Here is a 13,291-nt window from a genome sequence, read left to right on the forward strand (position 1 = left end):
ACCTGACGGGCACTCGAACCCTAAACCGCGTCAACCGCGTTGACACATCTTCGGCTCCCGCTTCCAGATTCGACCCATTCCAGCGTCCGGTTGACATACACCTGATCGAACGCCCGTTCGGTCAGGTTTACGACCTACAGCGCCGCTTTGAGATAGGGGGCGGTGAGACTGCCTTCTGCTTCCGCAACGACGCCAGGGACGCCGCTGGCAACGATACGGCCGCCATCTTCCCCAGCCCCCGGTCCCAGATCGATGACCCAGTCCACCTGCGTGATGGCGCGCATGTCTTGTTCGACGACGACGACGGTATTGCCAGCGTCGACGAGGCCCTGCAGGTGTTGCATCAGCCGGTCGGCATCGGAGGGGTGAAGCCCCGAAGTGGGCTCGTCGAGGATGTAGATCGTGTTGCCGCGCTGGGCGCGTTGCAGTTCAGTCGCCAGCTTGATGCGCTGCGCCTCCCCGCCAGACAGCTCGGTCGCAGGCTGTCCGAGCCTCAGATAGCCAAGACCGATCTCCCGCAACACGTCGAGGGAGCGCATCACAGATGCCTCGCCAGCGAAGAAATCGCACGCATCGTCGACCGTCAGTTCGAGCACCTGGGCGATATTGCGCCCGTTCCATTCGACTTCGAGCGTTTGCGGGTTGTAGCGAGAGCCATGACAGGTCGAGCACGGCGCAAAAACGCTCGGCAGGAACAGCAGCTCCACCATGACGTATCCCTCGCCCTCGCACACCGGGCAGCGACCTTGCGCGACGTTGAACGAGAACCTGCCCGGGCTATAGTGTCGCCGGCGGGCGAGCGGCGTATCAGCGAAGATCCGTCGCACATGGTCGAACATGCCGCTGTAGGTGGATAGGTTCGAGCGCGGCGTCCGGCCGATCGGTTTCTGATCGACCCGCACCAGCCTGCGAACATGCTCCATGCCTGCGACAAGGCGTCCTTCAGTGTCGTTCTGCGCAACATCGAGCAGCGGATCGATATCCTCCTCCTCGGCCCCGGGGGAGCCGCCGAGGTGTTCCGTGACGAGCTCGGGCAGCGCCTGACTGACAAGACTGGATTTGCCCGATCCCGAAACGCCGGTGACAGCGGTGAAGCAACCGATGGGAAACTCGACGTCGAGACCATGGAGATTGTTCCGCCTGATCCCTTCCAGGCGTAGCCATGCCTTGGGATCGCGCGGTGTGCGCTCACTGCGCAGCGGCTCTGCGAACAGGTAGCGGCGGGTGATCGAAGTCTCGACGTCGGCGAGCCCCTCTATCGGCCCGCTGTAGAGGACTTCACCGCCCTTTTCCCCGGCTCCTGGCCCGACATCGACGAGCCATTCCGCGCGGCGGATCACGTCGAGATCATGTTCGACGACGAACAGGGAGTTGCCCGCCGCCTTGAGACGCTCGAGGATGGTGAGCAAGGCTTCGCCATCTGCCGGGTGCAACCCTGCCGAAGGCTCGTCAAGCACATAGACCACGCCGAAAAGCTGTGACGACAATTGCGTGGCAAGCCGCAAGCGCTGCAGCTCTCCGGAGGATAGCGTCGGCGTGCTGCGGTCGAGCGAAATGTAGCCAAGGCCAAGATCGATCAGCGGGTCGAGCCGCTCGATCAATTCGCTGGCAAGTCGTTGGGCGGCAATCCGCTTCTCGTCGGAGAGGTTGGGCGTGCGGCGCACGTCGGGCGCGCTCTTGTGTGCAGAGCCGCCCGCCGCAACCCGTTGTTCGACCGCTGCATCGCGGGTTGCTTTTTCCAGAACATGGCCCTTTGAGGCGGTGGAGACCACGCCGTATTCGCCTTGCGCGACGGGCATCAGCAAGTCCTTCAGCTTGAGCACCGTCAGGTCGCCGAACTCGGCGATGTCGAGGCCGGCGAATTTGACCGACAGGGCTTCGCGCTTCAGGCGCTTGCCGTCGCAGGTCGGGCAATCGCGGCCGATGATATATTGCGAGACGCGCTTTTTCATCAGCGCGCTTTTCGTGTTGGCGAAGGTTTCCAGCACATAGCGGCGCGCGCCGGTGAAGGTGCCCTGGTAGCTTGGCTCCATGCGGCGCTTGAGCGCAATCCGGGTCTGTTCGGGCGTCAGGCCTGCATAGACCGGCACCGTCGGCGCCTCTTCAGTGAAAAGGATCCAGTCGCGATCCTTTTTCGGCAGGTCGCGCCACGGCGTATCGACGTCATAGCCGAGCGAAACGAGGATATCGCGCAGGTTCTGGCCATGCCACGCGGCCGGCCAGGCGGCGATCGCCCGGTCGCGAATGGTGAGGCTGTCGTCAGGCACCATCGTCTCTTCGGTCGCGTCATATACGCGGCCGATGCCGTGGCAGGTCGCGCAGGCCCCCGCGACCGTGTTGGGGGAGAAATCCTCCGCATAGAGCATGGGCTGATGGCGCGGATATTCGCCGACGCGCGAATAGAGCATCCGCACCAGGCTGGAGAGCGTCGTCACGCTGCCGACGGAGGATCGCGCGTTGGTCGAGCCGCGCTGTTGCTGCAACGCGACCGCAGGCGGCAATCCGTCGATCGCGTCGACCTCCGGCACGCCGGCCTGATCGATCAGGCGACGGGCATAGGGCGCAACCGATTCCAGATAACGCCGCTGGGCTTCGGCATAAAGGGTGCCGAACGCGAGCGATGACTTGCCCGAGCCCGATATGCCGGTGAATACCACGAAGGCGTCGCGCGGTACATCGACGTCAACATTTTTGAGGTTGTTCTGGCGCGCGCCGCGAACCTGCACGCAAGCGGGCGGCCCCGCATGCCCATGATCGGTGGCCGGCGTCGTCGCGTCTATATCCTTGTTCTTCAATTCAGTCTTCCTGCCCTATACGCCCGTGCGGCCCGTGGTTCATCACAGTCGGGTAAAAGATGAATGCATTTCGACGCGTGGCCAATTCGCCAGAGCGCGCGTCATCATGGCCGGGGTCGGCCCATGATGACGGCCGAGTTGTCGATCCGAGCGTCTCGCGCCACTTCGGATCGGCGGGTCAGTAGTGAATGACCGAGCGGATCGACTTGCCTTCGTGCATCAGTTCGAAGGCCTCGTTGATCTCCTCCAAACCCATCGTGTGGGTTACGAATGGGGCCAGATCGATATCGCCTCTCATCGCGTCCTCGACCATTCCGGGGAGCTGTGTCCGTCCCTTGACGCCACCGAACGCGGACCCCTTCCATACGCGGCCCGTGACGAGCTGGAATGGGCGGGTGGAGATTTCCTCGCCAGCGCCGGCAACGCCAATCACGATCGACTGACCCCAGCCACGGTGCGCTGATTCAAGCGCGGCGCGCATGACGTGGACGTTGCCGATGCACTCGAAGGTATGATCGATGCCCCAGTCCGTCATCTCGATCAGCACTTGCTGGATAGGCTTGTCATGGTCCTTGGGGTTGATGCACTCGGTCGCACCGAACTGGCGTGCCAGCTCGAACTTGGATGGATTGGTGTCGATGGCGATGATGCGACCCGCCTTCGCCTGGCGCGCACCCTGAATCGCCGCGAGGCCGATGCCGCCGAGGCCGAACACGGCGACCGAGTCTCCGGGCTGGACCTTGGCGGTATTGTGGACTGCGCCGATGCCGGTCGTGACGCCGCAGCCGAGCAGGCAGACATGTTCGGGGTTTGCCTCGGGATTGATCTTGGCGAGCGAGACTTCGGCGACGACAGTATATTCACTGAAGGTTGAACAGCCCATGTAATGATTGAGGGGCTGACCATTGTACGAAAAGCGGGTGGTCCCATCGGGCATCAAGCCCTTGCCCTGCGTTTCGCGGACAGCGACGCACAGGTTGGTCTTGCCCGACAGGCAGAAGTCGCACTTGCCGCATTCGGCGGTGTAGAGCGGAATCACGTGATCGCCCGGTCCGACGCTGGTGACGCCTTCACCGACCTCGACAACGATGCCCGCGCCCTCGTGGCCCAGAACCACCGGGAAAACACCCTCCGGATCACTCCCCGCGAGCGTGTACGCGTCGGTGTGGCACACACCGGTGTGCGTCACCCGTATGAGGACTTCGCCTTTCCGGGGTGGGGCGACATCGATCTCGACGATTTCGAGTGGCTTGCCCGCCTCGAAGGCTACAGCGGCGCGAGATTTCATGTTGGGGTACCCTCGTTGAGTTAAACCGATTGCTGGTGCGAGGCCGTCGCGTCAGCGCAAATTCGTGGACACTCTCATACTGGCAGGGAGTATCTTTGCCGTACTCCCTAGCAGTATGCAAGAGGTGTCCTATCGAGGGTCTCAAACCAGAGAAGGCAGCAGGGGCTGGCTTCTAAGTGCGGGAGAACACGGGCAAGAAAATGAGCCTGAAGTTGTCATCTAAGATAAGTACGCAGAATCTTCATTACGCCCTCCACGCCGTCATCGTGACCGCCACCTGCGCCTCCGACGGCCCGATCTGCGGTCGCACCGAATGTTTCCCTGAGATGACTCTGCATCACTTCTGCCATCAGTCCATTCGTCGCACCACGCATGGCGACAATTTGCTGCAGCAGGGGAGCGCAATCGGCCCCCGCTTCGATCGCGCGTTCCAGAGCGTCCGCCTGACCCTTGATACGCCGCAAGCGTGTGATGGCTCGCTTCTTGTCCTCTGATGAATGTGGCATCGCGTTTTCCCGAGAAATCGCTCCAGCATACTATACAGGGGGGGAGTTTCAATCCTGCACAGAGCCGGGCGTTTTTCTAATCGGGCGAGGTTCCGGTCATGCTCTCAAGCCTGCGCCACGAGCAGCCTTGGCATGGGCGCCGAGGGTCCGATCCTCTGTCGGGGGAGGGGGGAGCGATCGCTCACTCTCCCCGGTATGCCGGTCAGACCGTAACGACGACCTTGCCGATCTGGTCGTTCGATTCGAGGAAGCGGTGAGCGTCCTGGATGGCGTCGAGCGGGAAAGTGCGCGCGATCCGCGGCTTGAGCGCGCCCGATTCCAGACCCGCCACGATGAACGCCTTTGCGCGATCGAGGGCGGCATCGTCCGAGACGATCTCGCTGTAGAGATACCCCTTGAGCGTGAGGCTCTTGCCCAGCACGGAGAACAACGGGAACGGCGTCGGTTCGCCGCTGAGCGCGCCATATTCGAGCAGGATGCCGCCGCGTGCCATGCTCTCGGTCAGCGGCTCGAACGACGGGCCTCCGACCGGATCGAGCACCACGCGCGCACCCTGACCATCGGTTATCTCCATCACCCTCGCTACCAGATCCTCTTCCCCGGTCGCGACGACATGATGTGCACCGGCATCGATCAAAGCCTGGCGCTTGGCGCCGGTACGCGTCGTCGCGATTACCGTCGCGCCGACCATCCGCGCAATCTGGAAGGCAGCAAGGCCGACGCTGCTGGAGGCAGCTGTGACGATGACGAAATCGCCCTCGCCGAGTTTCGCCTGCTCCACCAGCGCACCCCAGGCGGTGACATACTGCATCCACACGGCCGCCGCTTCCTCGAACGACAGCGCCGCCGGATGCTTGACGACGAGGCGGACGGGCACGTTGGCGACCTCGCCATAAGTGCCCCAGCGCGCGATATCGAGCGGGGGGATGACGCTGACGGCTTCGCCTTCCGCAAACCCGGTCACGTCCGCGCCGACCGTAACGACAGTGCCGGCAGCCTCATAGCCAAGGCGGCTCGGGAACTCGGCTTCCTGAAGGTAGGCATGGTTGCGGAACATCACCTCGGCGCGGTTTATGCCTATCGCCTTGACCGCGATCTGCACTTCGTCGGCCGCGGGCGCGGGGACTGCCACATCTTCAATCCTGAGGACGCTGGCGTCGCCATATTCGTGGATACGGACGATGCGGCTCATTGGAAAATCCTTGATTGTTGAATGATCGTTCTGTAAGGGAGCGGACCACCCGTTTCAATATATTATTTATCGATCGTTCCATATCGTGCATCAGAGATGACAGAGACGAAAGGCCGTCGCCGCGCAGGTCGCCCTCGTGTGTTCGACACTGACGCTGCGCTCGACAAGGCGGTGCGGCTGTTCTGGCAGCGCGGCTACGAAGCGACATCGATGGCCGATCTGGTGGCGGAGACTGGCGTCGCCGCCGCAAGTCTCTATGCAGCGTTTGACAACAAGGCGGGGCTGTTTGCGGCGGTGATCGAGCGCTACGCCGCGACGTTCAGCGTCCACCTCTATGCACCCATCAACGATCCGGCGTTGTCCACCTACGAGGCCGTCAAAGGCCTGCTGGAACGAGCGGCGTCATCATTCTCGGAACCTGGAACGCCGGCCGGATGCTTCATGTATTCGGCAGCGGCAGCCGTTTCGCCGGCGTCTGCCGCCATCGAATGCCTGCTGCGCGACAAGCGTATCGCGGCGGAGGCCCTCCTGATCGAGCGTCTGCAACGCGGCGCTGCGCAGGGCGAGCTTGCGGCCAACACCGATCCGGCCGTGCTAGGCAAATTCATCAATACGGTCATGGAAGGCATGTCCGTTCAGGCGCGCGACGGCGCTACGATCAACGAACTGCTCTCCATCGCCAGAATGGCACTCGATCGATGGCCGGCCGCGATATGATCGTTACAAGGTGGTGATCTGCCAATCCGCCTCCCGCGACCGGACAGTCGAACTCATCGCATAGGACGAAAACACATGAAACACGTGACATTGCCGGGCGGGGAAGTGGTTCCTTCAATGGGTCAAGGCACCTGGAAGATGGGCGAACGTGCCGAGCGCCGATCCGATGAGATCGCCGCGCTACGCGCCGGTGTCGAACTGGGCATGACGCTTATCGATACCGCCGAAATGTATGGCGATGGTGCGGCGGAAACGCTGATATCCGAGGCGCTGGGCAGCGTTCGCGACCAGTTATTCATCGTTAGCAAGGCATATCCGCAGAATGCATCGCGCTCCCGCCTTGCCGGTGCGTGCGAGGCGAGCCTGAAGCGGCTCGGCACCGACCGGCTGGACCTCTACCTTCTCCATTGGCGGGGATCGGTGCCGCTCGCTGAGACAGTGGAGGCATTGGAGGCCCTCAAATCGGCAGGAAAGATCCGCCACTGGGGTGTCAGCAATCTCGATACCGACGATATGGAAGAGCTTGTCGCTGCGGGCGGGGATGGCTGCGTGACCGATCAGATCCTTTACAACCTGGTCCGGCGAGGCCCCGAATTGGACCTGCTGCCGTGGCTCGCCGAACATAACATACCGGTTATGGCGTATAGTCCAGTCGAGCAGGGACGACTTTCTACCCACCCCGCTCTCGACAAGATTGCTGCCGAGGTCGGTGCAACCCCGGTGCAGGTTGCACTTGCGTGGACCTTGCGGCGCGACGGTCTCATCGCCATCCCGAAAGCGAGTTCAGTCGCGCATGTGCGGGAGAACCGGGCGGCCGCCGATATCGTTCTTTCCGACGCTCAGCTTGCGACACTCGACGCGGCATTTCCCAGGCCACGCGACCGCCGTCCACTCGAGATGCTTTAGCGTCGGATGGCGATATTATCGCTCGAAGGAACAGGACGCAAACCGGATCGGCGGTAGGCGCGCAGCGGTGCGGCGATCGGACCAGTGTCGACACCGCTATCGGGCGGGTGCTGCGCGACTGACGGTTCGAGAACCAGGCTTATCGCGCCTCTGGCCCAATTTCCTCGTAGCCGCCACGAATAACCTTCTGACGGTTCTTACCGACCATGAGGCGTATCCGCGCCGACAGGGCATTCAGCCAAGGACGTCATTCTTGTCCGTCGGGCGCTCTGAATCGAAGCTCGGGTGGCCTAGCTGTCAGCACCACACCGCGCCGCCTGAGGTTCTAAGCTGATGGGGTGGACGCCCCCCGACGGCATCGATGTGCCAGAGTGGAGGTGTTGATCACCACTTGAGGGAGGCGTCCGTGTCGGGAGTTACCACAATCGGCCTTGATACCGCCAAGAGTGTTTTTCATGCGCACGGCGCGGAAAAGCGCGGCGCGATGGTGTTCAGTCGCAAGCTGGCGCGGGGCAAGATGCTCGAGTTCTTTGCGGGGCGGCCGCGGTGCACGGTAGCGCTGGAGGCATGCGGCGGAGCGCATCACTGGGCGCGTGAGCTCCAGGCAATGGGCTACGAGGTGCGGCTGATTCCGCCGGCGTACGTGAAGCCGTTCGTTAAGCGGCACAAGAATGACGCTATCGACGCGGAGGCGATTTGCGAGGCGGCGCAGCGTCCCGGCATGCGCTTCGTGACGGTGAAGAGCGAAGAGCAGCAGGCCGCAGGGTTGGTGTTTCGCACGCGCGACCTAGTGGTGCGCCAGCGAACTCAGCTCATCAACGCGATCCGGGGTCACCTGGCGGAATATGGCTGGGTTGCGCCGCGCGGTACGGCGCACATGACGTTGTTGGCCGAGATGCTGGAGGACGAGGAGATGGCCTCATCGCTGCCAGCTGAAGCGCTGCCGATGTTCAGGGTCATGATCGACTTGCTGGCTGAGCTCGACAAGCGCGTCGCCACCCTCGATCGCGAGATCGCACGACGTGCAAAGGAAGACGAGGCGGCACGCCGGCTGATGACCATCCCCGGCATCGGCCCGATTGCCGCCACGGCAATCGTGGCACTCGCACCACCGCTTGGGACGTTCGCGAAGAGCCGCGACTTTGCCGCCTGGCTCGGGCTTGCGCCACGACAGCACTCAACAGGCGGCAAGCAGCGGCTGGGCAACATCTCGAAGATGGGAGAGCGAACGATACGTCGGCTGCTCATCATCGGCGGTAGTTCAGTGGTGAGGCAGGCGTGTCGTAATGGCGCTCCAGCTGGTTCATGGCTGGAGCGGATGCTTGCACGCAAGCCGCGCATGCTCGTCTCGGTGGCGCTTGCCAACAAGATGGCGCGCATGGCTTGGGCGCTGCTGACCAGGAACGAGGATTACAGAGCTCCGGCGGTTGCCACGGCGTAAGCCGCGGCCGCAGCCAGAGGCGTCGGGGACGTAGGCGGATCGAAGGAGGGTATGGCACAACAGTCGGCGAGACGGGGCCGGAAGAACCAGTGAATGGCAGAGCGCTACCCAAGCGCGATAAGCTGAAATGGATCCGGTCCGCGCACTCCCATACTGGCCCACAGCTGTGGCGCTGCTCATCGAGGCCGGACAGATGACAGCATCCGACTACGTGCCAACATGCCCCGATTTACCGCTTGCATCCGAAGGGGCGTCCACAGCTGCCATCCCAGCGTGCGCCGCTGGCGGGTAGGTGAACCGACAACTCGCTCAAGCTCAGTCGGACAGGGCGCAGGCGATGAACCATTCCCTGCACTGCAGCGCCGAATTGCCGCGCTGCTACCTAGAGAGCTACCTAGCACGCAGATGTCTGGATACGATCCACTGTCCGAGCGATTCAAGTGTTTGAAAATAAGGGAGAAGGTGGTGGACGCACTAGGGCTCGAACCTAGGACCCGCTGATTAAGAGTCAGCTGCTCTACCAACTGAGCTATGCGTCCGTACCCGTCAGGGCGGAAAGGATGGTGGACGCACTTGGGCTCGAACCAAGGACCCGCTGATTAAGAGTCAGCTGCTCTACCAACTGAGCTATGCGTCCATTCCCGCCAGCGTTGCTTTGGAGCGCCTTGGTGAAGCGCCCCGGCATCGGGGAAGCGCGCGGTTAGCACCCGCGGCGCGGTTTGCAAACCCTTTTTTGCCCTACCAGCGGGTTGCGCGACGATTTTCGCGATCGAGGCTCATCAAAATGCCCAGGCACAGCAGCACCGTCATCTGCGACGAACCACCATAGCTGACCAGTGGCAGCGGAATGCCGACGACGGGGGCCAGCCCCATGACCATCATCAGGTTGATCGCGACATAGAAGAAGATGGTGGTCGACAGGCCGGCGGCCGCGAGCCGGGCAAAACGCGTCTTGGCGCGCTGGCCCACATCGATGCCCCAGCGGATGACCAGCAGAAAGGCCAGGATCAGCAGGCAGCCGCCGACCAGGCCCCATTCCTCCGCCATGGTGGCGAAGACGAAATCGGTATGCCCCTCCGGCAGATAGTCGAGATGGCTTTGCGTTCCGTTCAGGAAGCCCTTGCCCCAGATGCCGCCCGAGCCGATCGCGATCTTGGACTGGCTGATGTGGTAGCCGGTGCCCAGCGGATCGCTTTCGGGGTCCATGAAGATCAGGACGCGGTTCTTCTGATAATCGTGAAGCAGCAGGTTGAAGGCCAAGGGTGCGGCGATGGCGACGCTGATCGCGCCGCCGATGAACAGGCGCAAGGGAACACCGGCGAGGAACATGACGGTGACACCACCCGCGCAGATCATCAGCGCGGTGCCGAGATCGGGCTGTTTCATGACGATCACGGCCGGAATGCCGATCAGTACCGCCGCCGGCCAGATGCCGGACCAGCGCCGCGTTTCGGCGGGGGGCAGCACCTCGTAGAAACGGGCGCATGCCAGCACGATCAACGGCTTCATCAGCTCGGAGGGCTGGAGGCGGATGAAGCCGACGTCCAGCCAGCGCTGGCTGCCGCCGCGCACCGCGCCGAGCAGTTCGACAAGGATCAGCGCGGCGACTACCGCGATATAGCCGGGAACTGCGATCCCCTTCCAGAACCGCTCCGGCAGGCGGGCCAGCACCAGTGAGCCGGCGAGCAGCACGAAGAAGCGGATGCCCTGCAGCATCGCCCAGGGCTTCAACGACCCGCCGGCGGCCGAATAGAGGACGATCAGGCCGAAGCTGCCGATCGCGGTGACCAGCAGGATGACGCGCCACGGGATGCGTGCCAGCGGTTCGGGGATGATCCGGCTGCGGCTCATTCGTCGCCCTCGGGCACGGAGGCTTCCGCGACGGTGTTGCCGGTGGTCTGGGTCGCGCGCGTCTCCGCCTCGCGATCGGCGGCGGCGGCGGCCGCCTCGACGGCGGGTGCGTCGGTGGGAATGACGGCGTCGGTCTTGGTTGCGGGCATCGGGGCGTTGACCGCGCGATAGGCGGCTTCCTGGAAGGCCATGCGCGTTTCGATATTGCCGCCCCAAGTTGGCTCGACCTCGGCCAGGCTTTTGAGCGCGCGTTCGCGGTCGAACAGATAGGTCATGATGTCGCGACCGATCATCGGCGTGTCGAGGTTGCGGACCGTGTGGCCGTTATGTTCCAGCACGATACCCGCGGCATAGCGCGGATTGTCGGCAGGCGCGAAGCAGACGAGCAGCGCATGGTCGCGCAGGCGGAAGGGGAGCTGGCCGTTCTTCAACACGCCTGCGCGCCGCTCCGCCATGGTGATGCGACGGACCTGCGCGGTGCCGGTCTTCGCCGCCAGACTGACGCCGGGCACATACATGCGCGCCGCGCCGCCGGTGCCGCCGCCATTCACCACGCCGAACATCGCCTCGCGAACGATGCGGAAATGCTCCTGATCCAGGGACAACAACGGCGCATTGCGATGCACGTCGGCGGCGAGCAGGCTGGGTTGAAGCGCGCGACCGGAGGCGAGCCGCGCCGCCATCACCGCGAGTTGCAGCGGGTTGGCCAACACATAGCCCTGGCCGATCGAGGCGTTCAGCCCGTCAGCGACCGTCCACTTGGTCTTGTACTTGCGTTGCTTCCATTCCGAGTCCGGCACCGTGCCGTAGCGCTGCGTGGCGAGCGGCAGGTCGAACTTCTGGCCCAGCCCCATCATCCGCGCGACCGGAGCGATCCGGTCATAGCCCATGCGGCGGATCATTTCGTAGAAATAGATGTCGCAGCTTTGTTCGATCGCACGCTTCAGGTCGACGGGGCCGTGCCCGCCGCGCTTGTGGCAGTGGAACACGCCGGTGCCGACGCGCATCGCGCCGGAACAGAAAACGCGCTCCGACGCGGGCACGCCGGCGTGGAGCAGCGCCAGCCCGTTCATCGGCTTGACCGTGGAGCCGGGCGGATACAGCCCCTGCGTCACCTTGTTCATCAAGGGGATGTGATCGTCGTCCGACAGCATCTTCCATTCGAGATGGCTGATGCCATCGGAAAAGCTGTTGGGGTTGTAGGCGGGCATCGACACCATGGCGAGCATCTCGCCGGTGAGGCAGTCCATCACCACCGCGGAGCCGGAATTGGTGCCGAGCCGCCTGGCAACATATTCCTGCAAGCCGGCATCGATCGTCAGCCGGGTATTGTGGCCGGGCACGTCCGGGCGCGTCGCGAGTTCCGCGACGAGCTTGCCGCGCGCGGTGACCTCGACCCGCTTGGCGCCGGGAATGCCGCGCAGCCGCTTTTCCAGCGTCTTTTCAAGGCCATCTTTGCCTAGTTTGAAGCCGGGGGTGACGAGGAGGGGTTCGCGGGTTTCCTTATACTGCTCGGCGGTGGGGACGCCGACATAGCCGGTTAGGTGTGCGACGGCGGCGCCGGCGGGGTAGTAGCGGGCGAAGCCGCGCGTCGGCTGTACGCCGGGCAGTTCGGGCAGGCGGACGCTGATCGCGGCAAATCGTTCCCAATCAAGGCGTTCGGCGACCTGCACCGGCTTCAGCCCCTTGGCGTCCTTCAGGTCCAGGCGCAGCCGCTCCATGTCCTCGGGGGGCAGGCGCAGGATCTGTTGCAGCCGGGCAAGCACCTGATCCTTGTCCTCCAGGCGTTCCGGGATGATGTCGACGCGGAAGTCGGTGCGGTTGTTGGCGATCGGCAACCCGTTGCGGTCGATGATCCAGCCACGCCGGGGCGGGATCAGGGTGGTGTTGACCCGGTTGCTTTCGGAGAGAAGCTGATACTTCTCGTTCTGCGCGATCGACAGCCACGCCATGCGGCCGGCGAGCAGCAGGCCGATGCCGGCCTGTCCCGCGCCCAGCACGAAGGCGCGGCGCGAGAAGCTGTAGGCCTGGGCGGCCTCCGTCATCGTGCGGGCAGGGCGCTTCACGCCGCCTCCCGGCCGCGCTTGCGATCGATCCAGGCGACGGTGCGCGCCGCCACGGGAAAGAGCATGATCGTCATCACGATCTGCGCCACTAGCACGGTATCGACCTGCGCGCCCAAGGGAACCGCAATCAGGCGACCCATGACGAGGCAAAAAGCGATGCCCCCGGCGGCGATCAGCCAGTCCTGCCAGAAGTCCCGAAAGACGAGGCGTTGTTCGATCAGCTCGATCGCCAGGAACGTCGCGGACCAGAGCAGCACCGCGGAGCCGAGCGGCTGGCCGCTGGCGAGATCGTCGAACGCTCCCAGCGGTGCCGCCGCCCAGGGACGCAGCGCGAAGCGGGCGAGCAGCCGCCAGGCGAGCAGCATCAGCAGCCCGAACGGCGGCAGCACCGGAAAGGTAGCGATCGCCGGCAGGATGGTGACCAGCGACCCCGCCATCACCGTGATCCACGGCAGGGCGCGCGCACGCCCCGGCGGCAGGCCGGGATCGAAGGGCTTGTAATCCTGGGGGCTCACGGGCGGGGAGAGGG

10 protein-coding genes and 2 tRNA genes are annotated in these 13,291 nt (G+C 63.9%); 3 read left to right on the forward strand and 9 right to left on the reverse strand.

The genetic code is table 11. The features are described from left to right. Nucleotides 1-134: 134 nt before the first annotated feature. The 4 genes from Q0U08_RS03190 to Q0U08_RS03205 form a co-directional block, all read right to left on the reverse strand. Nucleotides 135-2,726, reverse strand: coding sequence for an excinuclease ABC subunit A (locus Q0U08_RS03190; protein WP_367271096.1), 2,592 nt, complete (start codon nt 2,724-2,726; stop codon nt 135-137). Nucleotides 2,727-2,973: 247 nt separating this feature from the next. Further along, the gene (locus tag Q0U08_RS03195) at nt 2,974-4,083 is read right to left on the reverse strand and encodes an S-(hydroxymethyl)glutathione dehydrogenase/class III alcohol dehydrogenase (protein WP_298089686.1); all 1,110 of its coding nucleotides are present in this window, start codon (nt 4,081-4,083) and stop codon (nt 2,974-2,976) included. Between the two features lie 215 nt (nt 4,084-4,298). Beyond that, nucleotides 4,299-4,589 carry a metal-sensing transcriptional repressor gene (locus Q0U08_RS03200; RefSeq protein ID WP_298089687.1) on the reverse strand — a complete coding sequence of 97 codons (291 nt, stop codon included), beginning with the start codon at nt 4,587-4,589 and terminating at the stop codon, nt 4,299-4,301. A 202-nt stretch (nt 4,590-4,791) separates the two neighbouring features. Next, nucleotides 4,792-5,781, reverse strand: coding sequence for a zinc-dependent alcohol dehydrogenase family protein (locus Q0U08_RS03205; protein WP_298089688.1), 990 nt, complete (start codon nt 5,779-5,781; stop codon nt 4,792-4,794). Nucleotides 5,782-5,919: 138 nt separating this feature from the next. Here Q0U08_RS03205 and Q0U08_RS03210 point away from each other — a divergent pair, with 138 nt between their 5' ends. From Q0U08_RS03210 to Q0U08_RS03220, 3 genes are all read left to right on the forward strand, one after another. Further along, complete coding sequence (locus Q0U08_RS03210) at nt 5,920-6,498, forward strand: TetR/AcrR family transcriptional regulator (protein ID WP_298089689.1); 579 nt, start codon at nt 5,920-5,922, stop codon at nt 6,496-6,498. 75 nt (nt 6,499-6,573) lie between these two features. After that, on the forward strand, nt 6,574-7,404 hold the full coding sequence (locus Q0U08_RS03215) for an aldo/keto reductase (protein WP_298089690.1): 831 nt from the start codon (nt 6,574-6,576) through the stop codon (nt 7,402-7,404). A 406-nt stretch (nt 7,405-7,810) separates the two neighbouring features. Continuing rightward, nucleotides 7,811-8,845 (forward strand): IS110 family transposase, encoded by a 1,035-nt coding sequence (locus Q0U08_RS03220; protein WP_298089692.1) that lies wholly within the window; start codon nt 7,811-7,813, stop codon nt 8,843-8,845. Nucleotides 8,846-9,308: 463 nt separating this feature from the next. On the opposite strand, the gene Q0U08_RS03225 is transcribed toward Q0U08_RS03220, so the two are convergent. From Q0U08_RS03225 to Q0U08_RS03245, 5 genes are all read right to left on the reverse strand, one after another. Continuing rightward, nucleotides 9,309-9,384: transfer RNA gene (locus tag Q0U08_RS03225), tRNA-Lys, on the reverse strand. Nucleotides 9,385-9,406: 22 nt separating this feature from the next. After that, nucleotides 9,407-9,482, reverse strand: a tRNA-Lys gene (locus tag Q0U08_RS03230). A gap of 101 nt (nt 9,483-9,583) precedes the next feature. Next, nucleotides 9,584-10,696, reverse strand: coding sequence for a rod shape-determining protein RodA (gene rodA, locus Q0U08_RS03235; protein WP_298089693.1), 1,113 nt, complete (start codon nt 10,694-10,696; stop codon nt 9,584-9,586). Continuing rightward, a complete protein-coding gene (gene mrdA, locus Q0U08_RS03240; RefSeq protein WP_298089695.1) occupies nt 10,693-12,762 on the reverse strand; it encodes a penicillin-binding protein 2 in 2,070 nt (689 codons plus the stop codon). Before mrdA ends, rodA begins: the two co-directional genes overlap by 4 nt. Next, on the reverse strand, nt 12,759-13,277 hold the full coding sequence (locus Q0U08_RS03245) for a rod shape-determining protein MreD (RefSeq protein WP_298089697.1): 519 nt from the start codon (nt 13,275-13,277) through the stop codon (nt 12,759-12,761). Before Q0U08_RS03245 ends, mrdA begins: the two co-directional genes overlap by 4 nt. Nucleotides 13,278-13,291: the final 14 nt, after the last annotated feature.

It is taken from the genome of uncultured Sphingomonas sp. (genome assembly GCF_946477935.1).
Classification (GTDB): Bacteria; Pseudomonadota; Alphaproteobacteria; order Sphingomonadales; family Sphingomonadaceae; genus Sphingomonas.